This is a genomic window from Nitrospiraceae bacterium (assembly GCA_021373015.1).
Classification (GTDB): Bacteria; Nitrospirota; Thermodesulfovibrionia; order Thermodesulfovibrionales; family UBA1546; genus JAJFTJ01.
The window spans coordinates 32,850-57,640 of record JAJFTJ010000007.1; the positions used below are offsets into that span (position 1 = coordinate 32,850).

The 24,791-nt window shown below is 39.0% G+C and carries 25 protein-coding genes; 5 read left to right on the top strand and 20 right to left on the bottom strand.

The window, feature by feature from the left end; all coding sequences use genetic code 11:
* Positions 1 to 14 precede the first annotated feature (14 nt).
* Positions 15 to 782 (top strand): prolipoprotein diacylglyceryl transferase, encoded by a 768-nt coding sequence (lgt, locus tag LLF28_04115; GenBank protein MCE5194629.1) that lies wholly within the window; start codon positions 15 to 17, stop codon positions 780 to 782.
* Here the strand turns inward: lgt and tsaD are convergent.
* The gene (gene tsaD / locus LLF28_04120; GenBank protein MCE5194630.1) at positions 779 to 1,768 is read right to left on the bottom strand and encodes a tRNA (adenosine(37)-N6)-threonylcarbamoyltransferase complex transferase subunit TsaD; all 990 of its coding nucleotides are present in this window, start codon (positions 1,766 to 1,768) and stop codon (positions 779 to 781) included. The two genes, lgt and tsaD, sit on opposite strands and share 4 nt — an antisense overlap.
* Positions 1,769 to 1,863: 95 nt before the next feature.
* Between tsaD and LLF28_04125 the strand changes: the two genes are divergently transcribed.
* Positions 1,864 to 2,184, top strand: coding sequence for a carboxymuconolactone decarboxylase family protein (locus LLF28_04125; protein ID MCE5194631.1), 321 nt, complete (start codon positions 1,864 to 1,866; stop codon positions 2,182 to 2,184).
* Here LLF28_04125 and LLF28_04130 read toward each other — a convergent pair whose 3' ends face one another.
* The 15 genes from LLF28_04130 to LLF28_04200 all read right to left on the bottom strand — a co-directional run bounded on the left by LLF28_04130 (position 2,185) and on the right by LLF28_04200 (position 16,300).
* Positions 2,185 to 2,931 (bottom strand): tetratricopeptide repeat protein, encoded by a 747-nt coding sequence (locus tag LLF28_04130; protein ID MCE5194632.1) that lies wholly within the window; start codon positions 2,929 to 2,931, stop codon positions 2,185 to 2,187.
* Positions 2,906 to 3,553 (bottom strand): outer membrane lipoprotein chaperone LolA, encoded by a 648-nt coding sequence (gene lolA, locus LLF28_04135; GenBank protein ID MCE5194633.1) that lies wholly within the window; start codon positions 3,551 to 3,553, stop codon positions 2,906 to 2,908. The genes LLF28_04130 and lolA overlap by 26 nt, the downstream gene beginning before the upstream one ends.
* Before the next feature lie 2 nt (positions 3,554 to 3,555).
* A complete protein-coding gene (locus LLF28_04140) occupies positions 3,556 to 4,341 on the bottom strand; it encodes a DUF1189 domain-containing protein (GenBank protein MCE5194634.1) in 786 nt (261 codons plus the stop codon).
* A gap of 3 nt (positions 4,342 to 4,344) precedes the next feature.
* Positions 4,345 to 6,396 (bottom strand): DNA translocase FtsK, encoded by a 2,052-nt coding sequence (locus LLF28_04145; protein MCE5194635.1) that lies wholly within the window; start codon positions 6,394 to 6,396, stop codon positions 4,345 to 4,347.
* Positions 6,381 to 7,148, bottom strand: a complete 768-nt coding sequence (gene uppP, locus LLF28_04150) for an undecaprenyl-diphosphatase UppP (GenBank protein MCE5194636.1) — start codon at positions 7,146 to 7,148, stop codon at positions 6,381 to 6,383. Before uppP ends, LLF28_04145 begins: the two co-directional genes overlap by 16 nt.
* A gap of 36 nt (positions 7,149 to 7,184) precedes the next feature.
* A complete protein-coding gene (locus LLF28_04155; protein ID MCE5194637.1) occupies positions 7,185 to 7,607 on the bottom strand; it encodes a hypothetical protein in 423 nt (140 codons plus the stop codon).
* A gap of 33 nt (positions 7,608 to 7,640) precedes the next feature.
* A complete protein-coding gene (locus tag LLF28_04160) occupies positions 7,641 to 9,296 on the bottom strand; it encodes a ribonuclease J (GenBank protein MCE5194638.1) in 1,656 nt (551 codons plus the stop codon).
* A 56-nt stretch (positions 9,297 to 9,352) separates the two neighbouring features.
* Positions 9,353 to 10,798, bottom strand: coding sequence for an RtcB family protein (locus tag LLF28_04165; protein ID MCE5194639.1), 1,446 nt, complete (start codon positions 10,796 to 10,798; stop codon positions 9,353 to 9,355).
* 518 nt (positions 10,799 to 11,316) lie between these two features.
* Positions 11,317 to 11,733, bottom strand: a complete 417-nt coding sequence (locus LLF28_04170; protein ID MCE5194640.1) for an archease — start codon at positions 11,731 to 11,733, stop codon at positions 11,317 to 11,319.
* Positions 11,730 to 12,578 carry a 16S rRNA (adenine(1518)-N(6)/adenine(1519)-N(6))-dimethyltransferase RsmA gene (gene rsmA / locus LLF28_04175; GenBank protein MCE5194641.1) on the bottom strand — a complete coding sequence of 283 codons (849 nt, stop codon included), beginning with the start codon at positions 12,576 to 12,578 and terminating at the stop codon, positions 11,730 to 11,732. Before rsmA ends, LLF28_04170 begins: the two co-directional genes overlap by 4 nt.
* A 63-nt stretch (positions 12,579 to 12,641) precedes the next feature.
* Positions 12,642 to 13,487, bottom strand: a complete 846-nt coding sequence (locus tag LLF28_04180; GenBank protein MCE5194642.1) for a TonB family protein — start codon at positions 13,485 to 13,487, stop codon at positions 12,642 to 12,644.
* 54 nt (positions 13,488 to 13,541) lie between these two features.
* A complete protein-coding gene (locus LLF28_04185) occupies positions 13,542 to 14,048 on the bottom strand; it encodes a Mov34/MPN/PAD-1 family protein (GenBank protein MCE5194643.1) in 507 nt (168 codons plus the stop codon).
* 8 nt (positions 14,049 to 14,056) lie between these two features.
* Entirely contained in the window at positions 14,057 to 14,518 is a 462-nt protein-coding gene (locus LLF28_04190) for a universal stress protein (GenBank protein MCE5194644.1), read from the bottom strand.
* A 1-nt stretch (position 14,519) separates the two neighbouring features.
* Complete coding sequence (locus tag LLF28_04195) at positions 14,520 to 15,542, bottom strand: galactose-1-phosphate uridylyltransferase (GenBank protein MCE5194645.1); 1,023 nt, start codon at positions 15,540 to 15,542, stop codon at positions 14,520 to 14,522.
* Positions 15,539 to 16,300, bottom strand: coding sequence for a type III pantothenate kinase (locus tag LLF28_04200; protein ID MCE5194646.1), 762 nt, complete (start codon positions 16,298 to 16,300; stop codon positions 15,539 to 15,541). Before LLF28_04200 ends, LLF28_04195 begins: the two co-directional genes overlap by 4 nt.
* Before the next feature lie 258 nt (positions 16,301 to 16,558).
* Between LLF28_04200 and LLF28_04205 the strand changes: the two genes are divergently transcribed.
* Together LLF28_04205 and LLF28_04210 are read left to right on the top strand one after the other, a co-directional pair.
* Positions 16,559 to 18,706 (top strand): PAS domain S-box protein, encoded by a 2,148-nt coding sequence (locus tag LLF28_04205; GenBank protein MCE5194647.1) that lies wholly within the window; start codon positions 16,559 to 16,561, stop codon positions 18,704 to 18,706.
* 49 nt (positions 18,707 to 18,755) lie between these two features.
* Positions 18,756 to 19,826: a response regulator gene (locus LLF28_04210; protein MCE5194648.1), complete on the top strand. Its 1,071-nt coding sequence runs from the start codon at positions 18,756 to 18,758 to the stop codon at positions 19,824 to 19,826.
* Here LLF28_04210 and LLF28_04215 read toward each other — a convergent pair.
* The 3 genes from LLF28_04215 to LLF28_04225 are packed head-to-tail and all read right to left on the bottom strand — an operon-like array spanning position 19,823 to position 22,176.
* Positions 19,823 to 20,791 carry a biotin--[acetyl-CoA-carboxylase] ligase gene (locus LLF28_04215; protein MCE5194649.1) on the bottom strand — a complete coding sequence of 323 codons (969 nt, stop codon included), beginning with the start codon at positions 20,789 to 20,791 and terminating at the stop codon, positions 19,823 to 19,825. The two genes, LLF28_04210 and LLF28_04215, sit on opposite strands and share 4 nt — an antisense overlap.
* A gap of 18 nt (positions 20,792 to 20,809) precedes the next feature.
* Entirely contained in the window at positions 20,810 to 21,448 is a 639-nt protein-coding gene (gene nth, locus LLF28_04220) for an endonuclease III (protein ID MCE5194650.1), read from the bottom strand.
* A gap of 29 nt (positions 21,449 to 21,477) precedes the next feature.
* Positions 21,478 to 22,176 (bottom strand): MBL fold metallo-hydrolase, encoded by a 699-nt coding sequence (locus LLF28_04225; protein ID MCE5194651.1) that lies wholly within the window; start codon positions 22,174 to 22,176, stop codon positions 21,478 to 21,480.
* A gap of 122 nt (positions 22,177 to 22,298) precedes the next feature.
* Here LLF28_04225 and LLF28_04230 point away from each other — a divergent pair, with 122 nt between their 5' ends.
* A complete protein-coding gene (locus LLF28_04230; GenBank protein MCE5194652.1) occupies positions 22,299 to 23,831 on the top strand; it encodes a response regulator in 1,533 nt (510 codons plus the stop codon).
* On the opposite strand, the gene LLF28_04235 is transcribed toward LLF28_04230, so the two are convergent.
* Complete coding sequence (locus tag LLF28_04235; protein MCE5194653.1) at positions 23,823 to 24,713, bottom strand: amidohydrolase family protein; 891 nt, start codon at positions 24,711 to 24,713, stop codon at positions 23,823 to 23,825. The two genes, LLF28_04230 and LLF28_04235, sit on opposite strands and share 9 nt — an antisense overlap.
* Positions 24,714 to 24,791: the final 78 nt, after the last annotated feature.

The window sequence follows — 24,791 nt, forward strand, 5'->3', positions numbered from 1 at the left end:
GGACAGGAGATATAATGTTCCCGATTTTAATAAAAATAGGACCAGTCACGATACATACTTATGGTGTACTTATCGCAATAGGTTTTCTGCTGGGACTTTATCTAACTGTCAGACAGGCAAAAAAACTCGGTCTGTCTACAGATAAAATAATTGACCTCAGTTTCTATATTCTTTTGTCAGCGCTTATCGGCGCAAGACTTTTTTTTGTTATCCAGAATGCAGGATATTATTTCAGGAATCCTCTTGATATCCTCAAGATATGGCAGGGTGGCCTTGTATTTTACGGCGGAGTGCTTCTTGCTATACCTGTTGGCATCTGGTATGCAAAGAAAAAAGAACTTGACCTCTGGACAACAGCAGACATCTTTGCTCCGTCGCTTGCAATCGGACATGCAATCGGCAGACTTGGATGCTTCACAGCAGGATGCTGTCATGGAAAAGAGGCAGAAGGTCTTCCGTGGGCAGTGACTTTTTTTGATCCTGAATCGCTTGCAAAGCTCGGAGTTCCACTGCATCCAACTCAGATTTATGAGGCAATAGGAGAGTTTATAAATTTCCTGATACTTATTACTCTTAGAAAGCACCAGACATTCAAGGGTCAGTTATTCATGACATATCTTCTTGTCTATTCGGTCGTGAGATTCATGGTCGAGATTTACAGAGGCGATGATATAAGAGGATTTATATTCGGCATTATCTCTGTTTCTCAAGGTATAAGCATCCTGTTATTTATCGCTTCTATTATAGGGATAGTGGTTTTAAAGAATAGAAAAAGGCTCTAGAGCGGCAGATACGCCTTTGGATTCAAATCCATCCCTGCGAAATCGCCGGCCTTGAAATGGTGAAATCCAGCTCCTGCAATCATTGCAGCATTGTCTGTGCATAGATTAACAGAAGGTATGAACATTTTTATCCCTCTATCATTTCCCATCTCTTTCATACGTTTTCTCAATTCTTTATTTGCTGCAACTCCCCCTGAAAGAGTAACGCTCTGAACTTTCTGATTTAATATTGTCCGTTCTGTTTTTCTTATAAGAACGTCTATGATACAGGCCTGAAAAGATGCAGATATGTCCTCTTTGAATAATTTGCTTTCATTTTTTTTCAGATGGAGAAGCACGGCTGTTTTTAATCCGCTGAAACTGAAATCAAGGGTTTCAGGAAGATACGGTCTTGTGAAATTTATGGATTTTGGATCTCCTTTTTCTGCAAGTCTGTCTATAACAGGTCCACCCGGATAACCTAGTCCAAGAAGTTTTGAGACTTTATCGAATGCCTCGCCGGCAGCATCATCGCGGGTTCTGCCCAGCTCTTTGTATTTTCCGAATCCATCAACGCGATATAGGCTGGTATGTCCGCCTGAGACTATTAAAGATATGAACGGGAATTCAGGCTTTGATTTTTCAAGAAAGCATGAGAATATATGTCCCTCAATATGATTGACTGCTACAAGGGGAATATTTTTAGAAAAAGAGACTGCTTTAGCAAAAGAACATCCCACAAGGAGTGAACCTATGAGTCCTGGACCATTGCATACAGCTATTGCTGATATATCCTCAAGTTTTATGACTGCTGTCTTAAGAGCTTCATCAACAACAGGCCATATCATCTCTATATGTCTGCGTGAAGCAAGCTCAGGCACGATCCCGCCGTATTTGCTGTGGATATCAGTCTGGCTCGATACTATATTTGAGATGATTTTTACGCCGTCCTCAACCACTGCAGCTGAGGTGTCATCACATGATGTGTCTATCCCTAAAATAAGCATGAGATATTATATAAAATTTCATTAACATAATCTTCTTGCATTTTAAATATTATCGTGGTAAAAGTTTTGTAAGTAAACAGTTTAAAGGAGGAGTTATGACTAAATTACCTTCGCAGTATTTGAACATCCAAAAAAGATTCAAAGAATACCTGAAAGCAGTTGACAGTCTGGGCAAGACATTAAAGGCATCGGGTCCGCTTAACAGCAAGACATCCCATCTTGTCCAGCTTGCTGCAGCAGCATCAATAAGATCAGAGGGTTCTGTGCATTCACATGCAAGAAGGGCGCTTGAAGCAGGCGCTAAACCAGAGGAGATATACCATACACTAATTCTGCTTACGAGCACAATCGGGTTCCCTACGGTGTCGGCTGCGATGAGCTGGGTTGATGATGTAATGAGAAAAAAGAAACGCTGATTATTTTTTGAGTCTTCTGAGTCTTTCGCTGACTTTCTTTTTGACAGCTTCGTCTGATGAAAGATTAAGGAATGTGTGATAGTGGCTTACAGCTTCCTGTTCATTGTTCTCTGACTCAAGAAGAAGGGCGTAATTCAGATGAGCCTCGGCATATGATGGTTTTACTGAGAGAGCCTTTTTATACAAGACTTTTGCAGCAGCTGTGTCGCCAAGCATTTCTTGTGTAACAGCAAGATTGTTCATTGCCTCATAATAATCAGGCTTTAGTTGTATGGCTCTTGCATATTCAACAGCAGCCTCTTTGTATTTTCCCTGTTTTTTTAATGCAAGACCAAGATGATTGTAAATTACTGCATTATCAGGCTTAAGAAAGGATGCTCTTCTTAAGCCGCTCTCAGCTCCTGAATAGTTGTCGCTTTTAAGCATCACGAGCGAATCTTCTATAAGTTTTGCAGTATCCTCAGGCTTTGGTGCAAGCAAGATTTCTTTTTTTTCTTCGAGCTGTATTTTTTCAGGCGTTGGCTGGCTGATTGGCTGAAGCTTGGTTGTTTGCACTATCGGAGACTTTATGTCTTTGAAGAAGAAGTTCCAGACAAAGAATACACCGACCAATACAACGAATAACATGACCAATAAAATAATTTTTGTGCTGTCTTTGGAAATATATGAATAGGATTTGTCCTGAAAAAGTTCTTTTTCTGTTTTTGTTTCTTCTGCTTTTTTAAGAGCCTTGAGAATTATACTCATAAATATTTGTCCCCTTTGGCAGAGAAAAATTAAAAATTGAATCCTTGACGCCTGTATTTATCTCTATATTCTCGAGTCTTATTTCCACTTTATTTGAATAGGTGTCGTTGATAACAAAATATTTTATCGGAAAATTTTCAGCCGATGTCTCGATCTCTATCGAAACAATATTGGACATTGGCTTCTTGGGTTTGAGAATGAGCCTGTCATTCTTTTTTGTTATATTGAATTCTTCATTGATATTTCCAAAGCCATTCAACAGCGCAACAGGCGCCTGCCCGTATGTCTGCCTGTCAAAATTACCTTTGTAAGCCTGCTTGTCGGTTTTTTTGTAGATTATTATTCTGTCATTGTTAATGATTACTTCTTGCGGTTTTTCTCCTTTGTATTCCCATCTCATCTTCGAGGGTCTTTTTATCAGGAGACTGCCTTTGTATGTCTCTGTTTTTTTAAGGTCTTTTATGTAGCTTTTCTGAATAAAACTGCCTTTTATATCTTCTATCTTTGAATAGGCATTTTGTATCTTCTGAACATCTTCCTCCACTGTTGATGCAGAAGAAAGATTGCAGATGAATAAAGATATGAAAAGAACTGCTGTAAGTTTAATGTATGGCATCTTCATAATTATTGTTTTATCTCAACTTCTTTCCCAGAAATAGACCTTACTGCAAAATAAAGATAACACATAGCAATTATAAAACATATGACCCACCAGAATGGAATCCTGCGGTTAATGTAACTGTAGACAGCATTTATAATAATAGCCGGTGTCATGGATACAATAGCAAGACTTATCAAAGCCTGATAATTCAGGTCTGTCTTTAATGCTCTGCCGAATATTTTTCCTATGAGCGCATATGCTAGTGCCTGAACAGTGCGGTAAGCATATAAAAAGAACAGGATGAACGGATATAAAATAATAATAATCCATGTCCTGAATATATCAGTCCATTCATATAGATTGCTCTGGTTGATTGTGAAGCTTTCGATATCGGTCAGTTCTATTGTCCTTGTCTCTATCTTGCTTTTTCTGATTAATAGTTTGTTTTTTGTAAGCAGCGCCTGGGCATTGGCGTCTTCAATAGAATTTATCTTTCCTGTAGTATCGATTACAATCAGCGGTCTGTCTGTCTCAGTATCATTTATTGTATAAGGCATACTCACATCTGTTGTAACAATGCCGTCTGTGATCTTAATTTCAGGCACCTGCTTTATTAATTTAGGAACTTCATTGTCAATAAATGTATTTAAGCTGGACTGCAGCTGAAACATCATTGGGATAGATATTAAGACAAGCAGAAGCAGAAGGTAAACAAATGATATGCCTTTCCAGTCAGCTCCTACATCTTTATATAATGATTTTGAGAAAAAAGACATATACAGCGCATTGATAGTTGAATATTTTCTCATTTTCTATCTTCTCCTTCTTAAAAAATCTCTGGGCTTGCCAGCTCCTTTTGGAGAACCCACCAGTCCGTCTTCTTCCATCAACTCCATGATTCGCGCAGCTTTGTTATAACCTATTTTAAATCTTCTTTGTATTGAAGATATGGATATCTCACCAATAGATTCTGCGTGATCCAGAACCTTATAATATAATTCATCCCTGTCAGGCGAAGGCTCTGTGGTTTCAGGTTCCTGTATTCGTATCTGTTCAAAAGATGAAAAATCAGGTTCACCCTGAGCTTTTATGAATTCAGTCACCGAGGCTATCTCATCTTCAGTAATTAGCGCGCCGTGCACACGGATTATTTTAATGCCTGGAAGCATGAAGAGCATGTCTCCTTTTCCAAGAAGCTGTTCAGCGCCCTGTGAATCGAGAATTGTCCTTGAATCTATCTTTGAGGTGACCTGGAATGAGATCCTTGCAGGGAAATTCGCCTTTATAACGCCGGTTATGACATCGACTGAAGGTCTTTGAGTTGCAAGGATGAGATGTATGCCTGATGCGCGTGCCATTTGCGCGAGTCTTGCAATAGCATCCTCAACCTCATTTGCAGATGCAAACATCAGATCTGCAAGCTCGTCGATAAATACGACAATATAAGGGAGTTGTTCTTCGTCTGAAGCTTTTTTATTAAATCCTTCAATATTCTTTGCGCCTTTTTCAGCAAGCAGCCGGTATCTTCTTTCCATCTCATAGACCATTTTCCTGAGGGCCTCTGCCGCTTCTTTTGGATTCGTTATTACAGGGGAGATAAGATGCGGGATATTTTCATATGCTGAAAGTTCAAGGAGCTTTGGATCTATCATGAGCATCTTAACTTCTTTTGGCGATGATTTATAGAGCAGGCTCATTACCATTGAATTTATCGAAACGCTTTTGCCTGAGCCTGTTGCCCCTGCAACAAGAAGGTGAGGCATTTTTGATAGGTCTGCAACAATGGGATTCCCGAATATATCCTTGCCCAGTGCAAGTGTGAGCCTTGAATGACTTTTTCTGAAATTATCAGAAGAGATTATTTCTCTTAATGAAACTGTCTCGCGCTGTCTGTTTGGAACCTCGATGCCTATTGCTGCCTTGCCTGCAACAGGAGAAACGCGTACGCCTGCGGCTTTGAGTGATAGTGCAAGATCGTCTGACAGGGACACAACCCTGTTTATCTTTACTCCCGGCGCTGGTTCGAATTCATACAAGGTTACTACCGGCCCGGGATATACCTGTATTACCTTGCCTTCGACGTCAAAATCAGCAAGTTTCTGCTCGAGCATATATGAACTTGATAAAAGCTCATCTTTTTGGGGCCTTGTTGCTGAGTCGTAAGTTTTGAGCAGATCAAGAGGAGGAAGCTCATAGTCTCCGATTTTTCTGGAACGCAGAGCCTCGGCCTTTTGAATCTGACGGGGCTGAGCAGAAGCAGTTTTTTCAGGTTCAATATATACAAGAGGCTCATCATTCTCGATATATTCCTCTTCATCTTCCACAATAACCTTGCCTTTGTTTTTTTGTTTTTTCTTCATTGCAAGTGAAACAAGCGAGACAGGACTCAGTAATATTATTGAAGAAAGAAATATTGATAATGTAAAGATATATGTCCCGGGTATAGATAGAAGACCTTTAATAAAATCACTAATCAAAAGTCCTGTCATTCCGCCGGGATTTGAATCAGGCTTTACATCAAAAGTGTCTGATAGAAGTGAAGCAAGCATGGTTGATGACAGGATAAAGAGCAAAGCTCCGATAATATAAAGCCTATTTTCTTTTTTACTGATAAGGCTTCTTACGCCGAATATAATAATAAAGACAGGTATGATTAAAGAAGTCAGTCCCAAACTCACAAAAAGCAGATCTGATATATAAGCTCCTACAATCCCGCCGTAGTTTTTTGCGGGCGAGCTTGTCGAAGTGAAAAAGGAAGGATCCCATTTTGTGTGGGTTACAAGAATGAGTGCAAGGTAAAACCCTCCAAGAATAAGGATAACGCCTGTTATCTCGTCTTTTATTTTTCTTATTTTTTCAGCCATAGCGCTCCTAGGATTGTGGCTGCCAGTATGAATCTGTAATATACAAAAACATTCAAGGTGTGTTTCCTGAAAAAATGCATGAGAAACTTGATGACAGCAAAACCAGCTATTGCAGATACTGCCAGTCCGACAATAAATAATTTCAAGTCATAATTATCAGGAGATGCTACGAGTTTTTTGCCTTCAAGTAGTGTTGCTCCAAACACAGCAGGTGTTGAAAGCAGGAATGAGAATCTTGCAGCTTCGTCTCTTTTCATCCCGCTGAAAAGACCTGCGGATATTGTGATGCCTGAGCGTGATACTCCAGGTATCAATGCAATTGCCTGACACAGGCCGATTATCACTGCGTCCTTAAGACTGATCTGTTTAACATCTTTTTCACCCCTGAATTTTTCTGATATAAGCATAATTATCGCAAAAATAATGAGAGTTGCAGCAATAATAGCGGGCAGTCTTAAATTATTTTCTATCTGATGGTGGAATAACAATCCTAGAATTGCTGCAGGGATTGTTCCGATAACCAGAAGCAGTAATAACTTTCTATTGTTTGAAAAGATCTCTACCCAGTCTTTATAAAAGCATGCGAGCAGCGCCAGAAGTGTTCCTGCATGGAGCGCAACGTCGAAGGTTAAGGTGTTTACCTCTCCGCTCCAGTTAAAGAACCATGGAAGAAGTATTAGATGCGCTGTACTGCTTACAGGCAGAAATTCTGTTGCGCCCTGGATTATTCCAAGGATTATTGCCTCTATCATCGTATGATTATACCAGATTAGTTGTTAAGGCTGAGGCTATTTTCTGAATACGCTGTGGCATTTTATGCAGAGCTTCAGCATTTTCTGCATCTGCTGCTGAACTGTAATCATATTCTTTTTTTTTGAGGCATTCACAAGTATTTCAGTCTCGCGGTGAAACTGATTATCAAGTCTTACAAATCTTTTAAACTGATTCTGGTTTTTTGAAAGAGTTATCTGCTGTCCTGATTTTAATCTGGTTTCGACCTCTTCTCTGATTTTATGGACTTCTTCGTATGCCGGTGCAATAATCTCGGGCTTATTAAAAACAATCGCGTCAATAGTTGTCTTGAAGGCTTTGTCAAGCGCAGCCATCTCTCTTATGACCAGAGCATCTGATCCCTGCTGCTGGGCATCTGAAATGGAAATGCCTGAAAAAAATATTACAGTTAAAATAAGGAGTATGACTCCGAGGCGCATAATCTTTTCCTCCTGTTTAATGAAAGTAATTAATTATACCTCAAATATTATAGGAACTATCATAGGACTTTTTTCCATCTTGTTCCTAAGATATTTTTTTAGCACGCTTCTTATTTTTTCTTTGATAAGAGAGGAATCTGACATTATCTCTCTGTCCAGCAGCTTTAAAGTTTCAGATACCAGACTCGAGACATCGCTTATCAGTTCAGGAGATGTATCTTCAAACACAAAACCTTTTGTTATGATATCAGGCCCTGATACGATCTTCCCTGCCAGTTTTTCAACTGCAATAATTACAAGGACTATTCCATCCTGCCCGAGTCTTCGCCTGTCTCTGAGCACCATTGCCTCGACATCTCCAACGCCTTTGCCGTCAATAAAAATTCTTCCTGAGATTGCCTTTCCATTTTTCTTTGCACCCTGCTCTGAAATTTCGAGAATCTCTCCGTTGTCCTGAATGAAAATATTTTCTTTAGGGATGCCGACCTTCTCTGCAAGATTTGAATGATACACAAGATGTCTGTATTCTCCGTGCACCGGCATAAAATATTTAGGTTTCACCATATTAAGCATGAGCTTGAGTTCTTCTTTTGAGGCATGTCCTGAGACATGAACCTCTGAGACCTTTTCGTATATGACATTTGCGCCTCTTCTGAATAAATGATTGATAATTCTTCCTATTGAGCGTTCATTGCCGGGGATCATTTTTGCTGAGAGTATTACTGTATCACCGCTTTTTACTTTTATTTGTTTATGTTCGTCTGTTGCAATCCTTGAAAGAACACTCATCGGTTCTCCCTGGCTTCCAGTTGTTATTATCACAACCTCTTTGTCATCCAGGTTTTTCAGATCTTCCAAACGAAGCCATGTGTCTTTTGGCAGTTTTAAATAACCAAGATCAAGCGCTATCTGAGCATTTGAGACAATGCTCTTGCCGCAGAGGATTATTTTTCTATTGAATTTTATCGCAACATCAATTGCCTGCTGGATTCTGTGTATGTTTGATGCAAATGTCGCAATTATCAATCTGCCTTGCGAAGTTGCGAATATATCTTCAAATGCCCTTCTTACTTCTTTTTCTGAAAAAGTAAATCCGCCTTTTTCAGCATTAGTGCTGTCAGAGAGAAGAAGAAGCGTTCCTTTTTCCCCATATTCGGAAAATCTGTGGAAGTCCATAAGATGTCCGTCAACAGGCGTTGGATCCAATTTGAAATCTCCTGTATGCACTATTTTCCCAAGAGGAGTATCGATCCCAAGTCCTACGCCGTCAACAATACTGTGTGTAACTCGGATAAATTCAACTTTAAAGCTTCCGAGTGTGATTATATCGCGAGCCTTTACAGGAATGAGTTCGGATTTTTCAAGCGAGTGCTCCTTTAGTTTTTCCTTTACAAAGCCGAGAGTAAGAGGCGTACCGTATATGGGAACATCAATTTCTTTTAAAAGAAAGGGAAGTGCGCCTGTATGGTCTTCGTGCCCGTGTGTGATGACTATTCCTCTGATATTTTCTTTTTTTGAGATAAGATACGAAAAGTCAGGTATGACAAAATCAACTCCTAGCATATCTTCTTCAGGGAACATGAGTCCGGCATCGACTATTATGATGTCATTACCGTATTCTAAAACGGTCATGTTGAGGCCGATTTCCTCAACACCGCCTAGAGGGACAACTCGAAGAACTTTCTCCATTAACTGAGATTATATCAGATTGTAGATGGGTATTTATAGTGATGAAAACGTACTTGTTATCCCTTGATAACGCCCAGCGGCCTTAATCTTGCAACTTTTTTTGATATGCCTGCCTCATGTACAACATCAACAACATTTGAGATGTCTTTGTATGCTTCCGACATTTCTTCAGCAAGTGTATCCCTGCCGACAGAGCGGACAATAATTCCCTTATCTTCCATCTCGCGCCAGATTGCGCGGCCTTTTGCTTTTTTAATCGCCTGATGTCTTGAAAGCACTCTTCCTGCGCCATGACATGTTGAACCAAATGTCTCGTTCATTGCTTTTGCAGTTCCAAGCAATATGTATGATGCACGCCCCATGTCTCCGGGAATTAATACAGGCTGACCAATATTTTTGTAAATTGCAGGAAGTTCGGGATGTCCGGGAGGAAATGCCCTTGTTGCTCCTTTTCTGTGAACTATTAATTTTTGTTTTTTTCCGTTTATTGTGTGCTCTTCTATTTTAGCTATGTTGTGAGCGACATCATAAATAAGATTCATCGATAAACTGTCTGGAGACATGCCGAAAAATTTTATGAAGGTTTCTCTTGTCCAGTGCATTATGCATTGTCTGTTTGCCCATGCATAATTTGCAGCAGCCTTCATTGCAGAAAGGTAATCCTCAGCTTCAGTAGAACTATACGGAGCGCAGGCAAGTTCTCTGTCAGAAAGTGTGATCTTATATTTTTTTGAGGCGTTTCCCATTGTCTCAAGAAAATCTGTGCAGACCTGATGTCCGAAACCCCTTGAGCCTGTGTGGATCATGACAGTGACCTGTTCTTTAAATACCCCGAGTGTATTTGCTGCTGTTTCGTCGTATATTTCATCGACATACTGTATTTCGAGAAAGTGATTGCCGGAGCCCAGAGTTCCCTGTTGTGCCTTGCCTCTTTCATACGCCTTATCGCTTATGATCTCAGGGTCAGCGCCTTCCATACATCCGCCTGATTCGATTTTTTCCAGATCATAGGCATCACCATAACCCTGCTCTACTGCCCAGCGCGCTCCTTTTAGCAAAAGTTTTTTTTCTGCATCAAGTGTAAGACGCACTCTGCCCTTAGAACCAACACCGGATGGGATTTCATTATATAAACTAATCACCAAGTCTTTTAATCTTGGCAGGATATCTTTTTTTTGAAGATTGCTTTTTAGAAGTCTGACCCCACAGTTGATATCGTACCCAACACCGCCGGGGGATACGATCCCTTCTTTAATATCAAAAGCCGCTACTCCTCCTATTGGGAATCCATACCCTGAATGGATATCCGGCATTGCAAGAGAGGCATTTACGATACCCGGCAGAGTTGCTACATTTGCAGTCTGTTCTATTGATTGGCTTTCAAGTCCTTTTTCCAATAGTTCGTCTACATAGATAATACCTTTAACTCTCATTCCTTCTTTGTAGTCTTTTGGTATCTCTATTTTTGTTTTATCGATTCTTTTGAGTTTTTCCAAAGGCATAGAATAAATACCTTCTTTATTAAAATTTTAATTTTAATTTTAATTGAATACAGTATAGAGGATTTGATTTATTAGGTGGGTGTCATCCTTATTCTTCACGAGGCCTACCGGAGGATAACTGATGACACCCAGATTTTAAAAGATATTACAATCCTTTAATCGTATTGCCTGCAGCTAGGATAATAAAACCTATTACAACCAACCAAAAGGCGAACCCGGACAGTACAGGTATGGCAACAAAACTGGAAATTACACCGACCACTGCCACTACCAGAGCGATTAAAAATGTAATCTGCTTTGGTGCATTAAGTTTCAAAATTCACCTCCGAAATAAATTATTATCACTAATATCAGATCAATCGCTATCGGCCCCGTTGCCTCACGGCAAGTCATATATAGCGTTTAATCTCAGGGCGTTTATTATTGGAATATTAGCACACTAAGACATGCTGGTAAAGACAAAACAACTAACTTAGAGATTTGCATAATATTGTTGTAATGCCTATTGCTCCAAATTATCAGATATCAAAGATAACCTCTGACTCCCAGATATTATTTTTCTTCTCAACTTTGAGCATGTGATAGGTAGCTGCTTTTATTAATAATTTTTTTTCATGTTTTTGAAGGTCGAATCTTTCTCCTGAAACAACCGCCCTAAGTTCATTATTTTTTATCTCGGATATACTTATGTTTCTGCCTAAAAAATTGTATGCATCAAACTCAAATATTAATTCGTTGAGCCATGAAATCAAAAGGCTTTCGACTGAGGAATTTTCCGTAGCGATCTCCACCGTCTTTCTTTCATCTATTTTTTCAAGATCAGTGATGAGGCTGTACATCCCAAGCGCAGTGTTTACAAATAACTGTTCGAGATTTTCTCCCCAAGCCCTGATACCTATGTCGCCTGATATGTCAATTATCTCGAACTTTCTCATGCCTTTTTATCATGCAATTGTTCATCACTCAGGATATCAGCCAGTCTTGCAAAATCCTCGATGCTCAGCGTGCCTGCTCTTCTCATATGGTCAATTCCTGCTGATGAGAGAATCTCCCTTATATTTTCAGAGAACGATTTTAAAGAGTTAGAGATTATTTTTCTTCTCTGTGTGAAAGAAGCTTTTATGAGACGAAACATGAGTTTTTCATCGTTAACTTTTATTGGAGGTGATTCTCGCATTTTCATCTTAACAACAGCAGAGTCTACTTTAGGAACAGGCCTGAATGCGCCTCGTGGGATTATGAACTTCAATTCAGGCTCAGAATAATATTGGATCATCAATGAAAGAACTCCATAATCTTTAACCCCAGGTTTTGCAACGATTCTTTCCGCCACTTCTTTCTGGATAGTGAGTGTCATGGACTTAAGATTTTTTCTGCTCTCGATGAGGCGGAATATTATTGGAGTTGTGATGTAGTATGGGATGTTTGCAACAACCATGAATTCTGACAGTGTTTCATAAGGGTAGTCAAGCGCATCTCCATTGATCAGCACTATGTTCTTATGTCTGTTTAGCTCTTCTTTTAAGTTTTGGTACAGGTCTCTGTCATATTCTATTGCAATAACATTATCAGCCTTTATTGCAAGCATCTTTGTCAGTCTTCCGTGTCCGGGACCTATCTCTACAACAGTATCTCCCAGTTTGATTCCTGAGACCTCGACGATCCTCTGGAGAATAGAAGGGTCAAAAAGAAAATTCTGTCCAAGATGTTTTTTAGCTTTTAACGGGCATTTAAGTTTTTTAACCTTATCGCTGACTTTGAGAAACTTGAGCGGTTTCATAGATTAATTATATCAGAAGGAATATCTGGAGTCTGGTTCTGAGTTTTATAAAACTTATTAGTTTTAATAAATTGAGAGCAGATATAAAAAATGTCCCTTTATTGTGAGAGCATCCTCTTTCCAGCCTTCAGGCAAAGGCAAAAAGCGACCAGCATCTTTGATTGCTCTCATTGCTGCATCATCAAGGAGTGTATAGCCGGATGTCCTGATAAGCTCAATGCTACCGAGCGTGCCATCTTTTTTTATGGTGAAATTAATATAGAGGTCTCCATAGATGCCTCTGGATAATGCCTCGTAAGGATAAATCCACACACTTTGTATCCTCATTTTTACTGTTTCGAGATATCTAAGGTAAATAAGGTCTTTTGAGTCTGTGGCAAGTCCAATGCTCTGCTCACTAAGAATCCTGCCGGGGCCTTCTGTAAGCGAACGGGATAATTTCCCTCCGCTGCCTGATGGGATCAGATCTTTCGGATTCAATAATGATGTCCCCTGTTCTTTTTTCTGTTCTGTTTTTTTCTGAGCATGTTTTGCGATTGTCTCAGGATCAAAAAGATTGTATTTGCTCAGAGGCGCTGATGGAAAAATTCCTGAAGGTGAAGGAGCAAGGTTTGCTGGCGAAGAAGATTTTTTTTCTTTTTTATTAATCCCTTTTCCCTCTGATGTGCCTTTTGAAACTTTGCGAGGCTGTTTAGGTTTGCTTATGCCAGGCGGGACAGGCAAGACCTTTGTTTTTGGAGGAGTGCTTTTTAGCATTCCGCCTCCTGGTTTTATCTCATCAGGCGAAACAAGATTTGCAAAAAAAGGCTGAAGTTCAGTTCTTTTTCTTTCAGGCAGTTTTAAGAAAAATGACAGAACTACTATTAAATGGAATATCAGTGAGAAAACTATAAAACGCTTTATTGTCAATTAAACCTTCTTCTCTATAATTATACTCAAATGAAATATCCTAAGCAGGACTCCTCAGAATCCAGGAGGGAATGGGCAGTGAATTCTTGCTCTTTTTATATTCAAATTACCTTTCATGTAATATGCGGCTATCTTAAAAAAGAAATTACCAACAGAACCGGATATTGTGCCGTCTCTGTTTTCCCTCCAACTCATGGTTTTCTCATTATTGTTTATGGCTACAATCAGATATATGGACCCCTGCCTCATCTCTTTTATGTCTTCTTCGCTTGGTATCGGGAGTCCTTTTGTAATTCCGAATTGCGTGTGTGAATGAAAATCACCTATTATCTGCAGCCTTTCGAATTTTTCAAGTATAGGCTCGATCTTTTTATGATTTTTGTGCTGGAATACAACTCCCTTATGTTTTCTCCTTGCCGTCTGCAAGCTGAATGCATGTTCAATTACGAATCTATCCTCGGGTTTATAACCAAGCAGAAAACCAAGACTTTCCTTCTTATACACCTCTGCTGAACTCAGCAGGAGATCGATAAATGCATTATCTGATAAATATATTTTCATGCGATTCCTTATTTATTTTTTATGTGATGGGCAGGCTGTCTTACGCTCAGCACAGGGCATGGAGCATCTCTTACTACGCGTTCTGCTGTGCTGCCGAATAATACCCTGTCTATCCCTCTTCTGCCATGCGTTCCCATTACGATAATGTCTATGGTGTTTTCCTTTGCAAATTTAATTATCTCTGAATATGGCGTGCCTTTTAATATTATTTTCTCGACGCTGCTTAAATTTTTAGGAATATCATTACTGTATCTTTCCATTTCTTTTTTTGCGTTTTCAGCAATGTCTTTGTAAAGGTCGTCTATTGATATATGCGTTACATGCCAGCCAACAGCTCTTGCTATGTCATAGATTACATGAACTATATACAGCTTTGCATTGTAATTCCTTGCCATGTCAATGGCATAGGGAAGGGCATGGTCTGACCCTTCTGAAAAATCAGTAGGAAAAAGTATTCTTTTGATTTCCATCTCAGCCTCCTCTTAGGTAACTTGCCGCGTCTTCAGGGGATGTAGTTATAATATGAAAATCTGATCCCCATTCAAATCCGCTTATATGTACAAGTCTTGGTATTACCTCCAGATGCCAGTGATAGTCTTCTCCGAGCGTGTGCCAGTGGTTTTGTCTTGGAACCCTGTTGGGCGCTGTATGAATAATATAATTATAGGGAGGATTTTTCAATACTTTGCGTAATTTTTTTATTGCAGTCATAAGCATAAGACTGAAATCATCAAGTTCATCCTTGTTCATGTCTTCAAAGGCGCATGAATGTCTCTTAGGCATTATCCAGAACTCAAATGGAAAACGCTGTGCATAAGGGCAAAAAGCAGTAAAATTCTTGGTCTCAAAAATTAATCTTTTGCCGTAGTTTATTTCTTCTCTCATTATGTCGCAAAAAATGCAGCGTTCCTTATAAGCAAAGTAGTTTTTTGCGCCGATAAGCTCTTCTTTTACATACTTAGGCAGCACCGGCGTGGAAATAATCTGTGAATGCGAATGGGAGTTTACAGCTCCGGCCTCATGTCCTGAATTTTTATATATCATTATATATCTAAGCCTCATATCTCTCTGGAGATCAGAAATCCTGGCTTTGTAGATCGATGCTATCCGTATCATCTGAGCAAGCCCCATGTCTTCAGGTTTTATATTGTGTTCAGGCGCTTCGATTATTACCTCGTTGGCGCCTATACTGCTCATTTTGTCGTACATACCTATACCTTTTCTTCCCATATCGCCTTCAACCTGAAGTATCGGATTGGATTTTGGCACAACTCTCACCCACCAGTCAGAGCTGTTTGGCTGTGATCCTTCTTTCCTGATTGCAGTTATCTCTGGAGAAGTTTCTTTTTCTCTGCCTGAGCAATATATGCAGGAGGACTCTGCTTCTGCTTGTTCTTTATCTTGATCCGCAATGTATTCTTCGGGAGCTTTTGAATCTGAAAGCACAACAACCCATCTGTTAAGAAGAGGATCTTTTCTCAGTTCGTGCATCATACATTCCTCTCATAAATAAATTTAAGGCCTTTCAAGACGAGATCAGGTTCGATAAAATCAATTTTTGAAAGAAAAGGAAGCATGATCTCATGATTGCCTCCTGTAATAACCACTTTGTAATGATCTTTTCCGTTTTTTTCAGCTTCTTTTATTATTTTTTCTACAGCTCCGGCTGTGCCGTATATGATTCCTGAAAGGATGTTCTCTCCTGTATCTCTGCCAACGGCTGTTTTGGGTTTTGTCAGATTCACATCAGGCAGCTGTGCAGTCTCTGATGCAAGTGAATTTTTCATGAGCTGCAGTCCAGGCATTATCGCACCGCCTTTATATACATTATCTTTTACCACGAAATTTATCGTTGTTGCAGTCCCGAAATCTATAACAACAACCGGCGGCCCAAATAATCCGCAGGCTCCGGCGCAGGCTGCAATTCTGTCAACACCAAGTTTTTCTGGTTCTCTTATGTCGAGAGTCATTCCTGTGTTCATTTTATGATTAAGTATAAGAGGTTCTTTTTTGCATAAGGATTTACAAGCGTTTTTAATGTTTTCAGTATTATCAGGGACAACTGATGAGATAATAGATCCTTCGAAAGAAGAAGGCGTTTTATCTTCTTTCAGAATTTTGTTTATTGCAGTCTCATAGCCGGAAGATGACAATGCCGGACGGGCGCTGATTTTTTTTGATACTATGGTTAGGCCTCTAAAAAAACCTATATTTATCGATGAATTGCCTATGTCTATTGCCATGATATTCATCTAATTAACAAGACCTCATCAATAGGATTTTAGTAGAAAAACAGCATATTTATTCTGCCACTTATAAGTATTTATCGCAATATTTTTCTCTTACGGATGAAGAACATACGGCAGATTCCATATTCAGTTACCAGATTAGTTGTGATACAATGAGATTGTGATAATGCGTTGCAATATAACTGTTGTTACAACAGCAGAAACAATGCTGAGTGACTATATGCGTTCATCTTTTACCTTTTCATACCAAAAGGTTGACTCATGAGAAAAATCAAAAAATCGAATATTATATGGATGAGTCTTGTTTTTGGAGCTTTTTACTGGCTTCTTGATTCGATAATAGACAGCATTTTTTTTCATTCGGATAGAGGATTTTTTTCGATTTTTTTTATTGATGAGCCAAGACATCTTTGGATGAGAATATTTACAGTTGTTGTTCTCTTAGTATTTGGATTTTTTGTCTTGTTTGTTATATACAGACAAAGGCTTAAAGAAAGCAAGCTTACTGAAGAAGAACTGTTCGAAAAAGAAGAACGCTACCGAAGGCTTGTGGAACTCTCTCCTGATACGATTTTTATACAGAACGAAGGAATAGTCACATTCATAAATCTTGCGGGAGTCAGACTCTTGAGAGCATCCAGCCCTGATCAGATCATCGGCAAAAAAGTTGTGGATTTTATCCACCCTGATTATAGAGATATAGTTAAGGAGAGGATACATAAGCTTAGAGATGACAAGGAAATAGTTCCTGTTATAGAAGAAAAATATTTGAGATTTGATGGAACATATGTTGATGTTGAAGTGACTGCAACACCTTTTGCTTATAAAGGCAAGACAGGGGCTCAGGTTATTGTAAGGGATATAACAGAGCGCAAGAAAGCAGAAAATTTATTAAGAGAATCTGAGGAAAAATACAGGTCAATTTTCGAAGAATCAGAAGATGTAATTTACATAAGTACGCCTGAAGGAAAATTTCTGGATATTAATCCGGCAGGTGTCCGGCTGTTTGGATACTCTTCAAAAGAAGAAGTTTTAAATCTTGATATAGACAGAGATATATATTTCAGTCAATCAGATAGACTTAAATTCAAAAAGATGGTTGAAGAAAAAGGTTATGCAAAGGATTTTGAGACTGTCGTGAAAGTAAAAGGCGGGGATGTTGCAATAGCGCTTATAACTGCAAAGGCTCACAAGGATGAAAAAGGCAAAACTCTTTTTTATAGAGGCATAGTAAGAGATATCACTGATAAAAAAAGAATGGAGGCACAGCTTTTTTATGCCCAGAAGATGGAGGCAATCGGACAGCTTGCAGGAGGAGTAGCCCATGATTTCAACAACATAATCACAGCAGTAGTAGGATATGCGACTCTTATAAAGATGAAAATAAAAAAGGATGATGAGTTGAATACATTCGTTGATCCGATACTCAGCTCTTCGGAGAGGGCTAAAAAACTTACACAAAGTCTTCTTGCATTTGGAAGAAAGCAGCCTATAAATCTTAATCCAGTTGATTTGAACAGCATTATAAGGGATATTGAAAAGCTTCTTTTAAAGCTCATAAGAGAAGATATAATCTTTAAGTTTGAGCTTACAGAAAAAGACACTGCTATTTTTTCAGACCATGTTCAGATAGAACAGATACTGATGAATCTTGCTACAAATGCGAGCGACGCAATGCCTGACGGCGGAGAGATAATTTTAGAGACAGATGTTGTATGGCTTGACAAAGAATTTATAAGTGCGCATGCCTGTGGAGCACCAGGCATGTATGTGCTTATGTCATTCACAGACACAGGGACAGGAATGGATGAGGCTACAAAGTCAAAGATTTTCGAGCCTTTTTTCACTACAAAAGATATTGGAAAAGGAACAGGACTAGGGCTTGCCATGGTATATGGAATAGTTAAGCAGCACAATGGTTATATCAATGTATACAGCGAGCCCGGCAAAGGCACGATATTCAGAATATATATTCCGTCTTTAATCAAACATGAAACAGCAGAAAAAGAACAGCTGAAGCAAAAGGGAAGTTTAAGGCAAGGGACTGAGACAATTTTATTAGCAGAGGATGATGAATCAGTAAGAAAAATAATAGAATCAGTTCTTAAGGAATTCGGTTATAAAGTTCTTACGGCAGAAGACGGCGAGGAAGCAATAAAAAAATTCAGCGAAAATAAAGATAAGATAAAACTCCTGCTGCTTGATTTAATAATGCCGGGCATAGACGGGAAAGAGGTTTATGAAAGGGCTAAAAAAATAAAGCCTGGTATAAAAGCTATATTTACAAGCGGGTACACAATGAATGTGATAAAGAGAAAAGGTATACTTGATGAAGGATTCAATTTTATTTCCAAGCCAATTTTACCTCTTGAACTTATCAAGTTGGTGAGTAAGGTTCTGGAAGAATGAATAACTTTTGTTAATGAATGGCAATAATTTGAGATAACTGGAGATTGTAATGGAAAAGAAGAGAGAATCAGTTCTTGTTGTTGATGATGACCAATTCGTAAGAGAATCTTCCAGTATGCTTTTATCTGAACTCGGGTATAACGTATATGTAGTTGAAAACGGTCAGGCTGCAATTGAAAGACTTGAAAAAACAAAGATAGATATTTTATTAACGGATATAAGAATGCCCGGGATCTCAGGAATAAAACTGCTTGAGCATGCCCATGATCTTCACACCGAACTGCCAGTAATACTGATGACTGCATATGCAAACATCGATCTGGTTGTTGATGCCATAAAAGGCAATGCATTTGATTTTATCATTAAGCCCTTTAATCCCGAGGATTTGATCAATGCTATTAACAAGGCAAGCAGGCATAACAGGCTTCTTGACATGGAAAAAAACTACAAAACCATGCTTGAGTCTACTGTTAAGAAACAGACAAAGGAAATTGCTGATGCTCTTGAGATGGTCAGGAATATAAGCAAAGAATTAATACTTAAGCTTACAGCTGCTGCTGAATTCAGGGACACAGACACAGGGACTCATATCGTAAGAATAGGATTGTATTCAGAGACGATTGCAGAAGCATTAGGCATGCCGCATGAATTCATCGAGGGGGTAACCTTTACCAGCCCGATGCATGATATTGGAAAGATAGGAATACATGATGATATTCTTCTGAAGCCTGGACCGCTGACGCCTGAAGAGTTCGAGATCATGAAAACACACACAACAATAGGCTGGAAGATATTATCAGGGTCGTCTCATGAAAGCATACAGATGGCTGCTGCTGTCGCGCTTTCCCATCATGAGCGATGGGATGGCACAGGATATCCAAAGGGTTTAAAGGGTGAAGATATACCAATCGAAGGAAGGATAGTTATGCTGGTGGATCAGTATGATGCCTTGATAAACAAGCGGCCTTATAAGCGCGCTTATACCCATAAGGAAACCGTGGATATCATAATCAAGGGAGACGGAAGAACCATGCCTCATCACTTTGACCCTGATGTACTAAATGCCTTTGCCAAATCAAAACAGCGTTTCGAGGAAATATTCAATTCGAATCAGGATTAAATTAAGAAAGTCAGATCGCCGGCATTAATTCTTTTGATAGTATTTGAAGGCAGTCTTAAAAGCAGCATTCCTTCGTCATCAATATCCTCGGCAATTCCTGTGAATGTTTCATTTCCTGCGCTTACCCTGACTTTTCTTCCCAGAGTTGAAGACAATTTCTTCCATTCCTCCAGCAATGGTTGTCTGCCTTGTTTTATAAGTTTTTCATGCCAGTATTCCATTCCTTTCAATATCTCAGCAATAATTTGTGTTCTTGATAATGGTTTTTCGAGATGTTCTTTTAAAGATGTGGCTGCAGCTTTTACATCAGCAGGAAGGGAGTCTGGTATTATGTTTACGTTGATGCCTATGCCTATAACCGCGGTTACTATTCTATCAGGATCTAATCTCATCTCAGTAAGGATTCCGCCAAATTTCTTATTAAGGAGCATCAAGTCATTAGGCCATTTTATTTTTACCTGAAGCTCTTCTGAATGTTTTGAAGTCAGAGACCTGACTGCCTTTGCACACGCTATTGCAGCCATAATAGTAAGCAGGGTTCCGTCTTTTGGCTGAATCTCAGGCTTAAGAATAACACTCATGTAGATATTACCTTTTGGCGGAGATATCCATGTTCTTCCGAGACGTCCCTTACCTTTTAGCTGCGTGTCTGCTATTAGAACAGCGCCGTGGCCAAGACCTTTTTCTGCAAGTTCCATCGCCTTGTTGTTTGTAGAATCAATGCTTTCGAAATAAACAATCTGGGCGCCAAAAGTTCCTTTTATAATACCGCTTAATTCCTCAACAGAAAAATCAGGTGATTCTGTGAGTTTGTATCCTTTTGCAGTAGAACCTTTAATCTTATATCCTTTTGCCCTCAATGTTCTTATCTTTTTCCATACTGCTGCCCTTGTAATCCCCAGCTTTTTGCTCATCTCCTCACCAGAAATAAAGCCCTCAGTTTTCTGAAGCATTTTTATTATCATATCTAACACTGTAGTCTCTCAATTTTTTATAAATTTATTCTTCTCAATCCATTCGCATTCATTATACAGTATGCATATACTGCATGAAGGTTTCCGAGCCTTGCAGGTCTCTCTTCCGTGGAGTATCAATGCATGGTTGAATTTTGTCCATTTGTTTTTTGGTATTGAAGCCATAAGTTCCTGTTCCACTCTATCAGGATTATTGGAATCGGCAATGCCAAGTCTGTTCGAGACTCTTAAAACATGAGTATCGACTGCAATGGACTGTTTTCCGAAGGCTCCGCCCAATACCACGTTAGCTGTTTTTCTGCCGACTCCCGGCAGTTGTGTGAGTTCTTCTATTTCGGAGGGGACTGCACCTTTGAATTTTTCCAGCAGCATTCTGCAGCATCCAATTATCATCTTTGCCTTGTTCCTGAAGAATCCAGTTGACTTTATCTCTTGTTCAAAGATTTTCAGATCAGCTTTGGCATAATCCTCTGCTGTTTTATATTTTTTAAATAAGGTTTTTGTAACTTCATTAACCCGGACATCAGTGCACTGCGCAGATAATATAGTTGCAACCAGAAGCTCCAGAGGGCTCGAAAATTTAAGAGCTATCTGCGGGTCAGGATATTTTTTAAGCAGAAGAGAAGTTATCTCTCTGCCGTCAGCCATTTGTTATTTGTAAAATCATTTTAAGGATTTTATTCCTCTTTAAGTATTATTACTTCAATTTTACCTTCAAGGGCTGACTTGAATTTTTCTGCGTCTGCTTCTGTTCCAACTATCGAACCATAGTGCATTGGGATTGCAATTTTTGGCTTGATATCAAGGGCTGCTTTTACTGCTTCATCAGCTGTCATCACATATGTGCCTGATACGGGCAGGAGTGCAATGTCAACCTTGAAATTTTTCATCTCAGGAATATAATCTGTGTCGCCTGCCAGATATATCCTCTGGGTTTTTACAGTAAATATGAATCCTACCCATCCTTTATCCTTTGTGTGAAACTGCTTGTTGGTGTTATAGGATGGAACTGTTTCTATATCAATGCCATGCACATTTATCTTATCGCCGGGTTTTACGATCTTTATGTTCCCGTTTAATTTTTTGGCGCAGTCAGAGACTGTTACGATAACCGTATCATGTCCCTGGATTTTTTTTATATCTTCAGGTGAACAGTGGTCGCGGTGTTCGTGAGTAACAAGGATTATGTCCGCCTTCCCAGTGTTTTTAATCTTAAAAGGATCGGTGTAGATTATCTTTTCGCCTGAAATTTTGAATGTATCATGACCCAGCCAGTGGATATCTTTTATCATTGTCTTTGCCTCCTTGCATTCAGAATCCAAAGCGAGTAAAACTAAAAAAGTGAAAAAAAATATAGTGAAAATGGATCTTTTCATTAATCCCTCCTTTGAGCCTAAGATTATTAGAAAAATTATAACATAAAAATTTTTTATCAAAAAACTGTTAATCTCTAGACGGATAAACAATTCCATGGTAAAATTTTAAACATGGTGAAAAAATGAAAAGCAAGGTAAATCACCAGTCAAGAATCAGGGTGCTGTTAGTCGATGATAATGCGAGAAATGCCTCGCTTGTTGAGGGGTATCTGAACACTTTTTATGAAGTAATCGAATTAAAATCCGGCGAAGAATGCCTTCAATTCTTGCAAAAAGAAAAAGTCGATTTAGTCCTGATTAACGCTGGCATGCAGGAAATGAACGGTTATGAAACCTGCAAAAAAATTAAAACCGACAGGGAAACTCTGCATATTCCTGTAATATTAATGTCTTCCTTGCCAACCGGACAAGAAAGGATGAGAAGTCTACAGTCCGGAGCTGATGATTTTATAAGCAAACCTTTTGGCATGGATGAAGTTGTTGCAAGAGTCAGGGCACATTTGAGGATAAAGGAAACATGCAATTATCTTGAAAGTGCGAACAGTAATCTATCTGCATTGGTTTCAAATGTCTCGACTATTTTTAAAAAATTTGACCCTGAAAGCTTTAATGACAAGGAATTTGATAAATCAATTCTCGACATGATATTGAGAAAAGATATAACAGAAAAGAATAAGGCCTCTCATGTTTTTATGGGGATTCAGAATGGTGACAGGATAAAAGGAGAAATATATAGCGCAGGCGCTAAGGCTGTTGAATGCACCATTCCTCTGAATTTTTATCAGCCCAAGCATAAGGCAGAAAAAGATGAGAGTCTTCCGCTGATTTATTCAAATCATACTGATGCAGAATCAGATGCAGAATATCAGGAATCTTTTGCTGTTGAGCTTTCAAATATTATAGGCAGGATAAGCAACTTCGCAGCATATGTATCGAATTTGAAGGAAGTAATTGCATTTAATTACGGACACCCTGCAGCACATTCAAATGCTCAGCTGCTTAAGGGGCTTGAGCTTTATGCCCCGCTTTTCAAAGGAATTTCAAGAAAAATAAAAGAAATGGATGAGGCGCTGGTGCATTCCCTTGATGCACTGGCAGTTGCATCAGAAGTGCTGGTTGGAAAGCCGAACCATATATACAGGATTAATAAATATGCCACTATATTAGCAAAGCAGCTTGTGTTATCAGACAAATTTGTTCGTGATATTGGTATTGCTGCTAAGCTTCATGATGTCGGTAATTTTCATGTATCTCCTGATATTCTTAGGAAAAGTCAGAAACTTACTCATGAAGAGCTTGAAGCCGTAAAACAGCACCCTCTTCATGGCGCTAAACTATTGGGAGATAATCCTAAGCTGAAGATGGCGAAATCAGTTGCGCTTACACACCATGAAAGATGGGATGGAAGCGGTTATCCTTATGGATTGAAAGGGAATAAGATTCCATTAGAAGGAAGGATTGTGAGCATTGCAGACCATTATGATGCTCTAAGAAGTTGTCGCTCTTACAGGCCTGCATACGGTCACGTTGAGACATGCATGATAATAACTGAAGGTGACGGGAAGACAACCCCGCATCACTTTGACCCTCAGATAATGAATGCATTCAAGTATGTCTGCGGTCAGTTCGAAGAAATTCACGAAAAACTAAAGTAAAAGATATCTTTTTGGATTATCAAATGCAGCTGAAATAATCTCGGCATCAGGAATCCCTATGGCTTTAAGTATCTTGATAGCTTCACTTATTGTAAGACTGCTACCTTTCAATATTGTTTTCTTGTCTTGAATAGATTTTTTTACAGCAGATGTTTTTTTAATTGAGTCTGATACTATTATAATCTTATCAAGGCGTTTCTTTGAAAAAATCAATTCCAGTGTCTTTGGATGAAGATGGATTCCGTCTGCTATGACCTCTATGTAAATGTCCTCATCAATCAGGCCAAAGCCGGAAAGTCCTGGCTCTCTATGATGAAACGGCTTCATTGCATTGAAAATATGTGTTATTCCAGTTGCCCCGGCCTGTTTTCCTTCAAATGCCTGTTCATAAGTTGCATCAGAATGACCCATGTTGACTCTGATATTAAGATCATTAAATTTTTCTATAAGTTTTAATGCACCAGGGATTTCAGGGGCAAGTGTTGCTATCTTTATCATGTCCTCGTATCCATCAATCAGTTTTTTCAGCGCAGAAGTTGAAGGCTTGATAAAGTGTTTTTTATCCAATGCTCCAGCCCTTAGTGGATTTAAAAAAGGACCTTCAAGATGAACTCCCAGAATAAGAGAAGAGCTTATCTTAGAATTCTGGATTTCATAGCTTCTGACTTTTAATTTTGAAGCCTGGATATCCATTGCTTTTTTTACGGCTTCCATCTGTTTTCTCATCAAGCTTATTGGTCCAGGATATATGGTTGGAAGTATTGCAGAAGCGCATTTATTTGCATGAAGTTCAGCCATCTTTAAGATATCTTCTGAACAGACTGTCTTGGTATCATATTTCCCAATGCCATGAGTATGCAGGTCTATTAGTCCCTGAAACATAAATCAATCCTCCTTGGTTTGTAACAACTTTATTTTGTTGCTGTGACAATGCGGTAAATAAATAATATTCTACCTTAG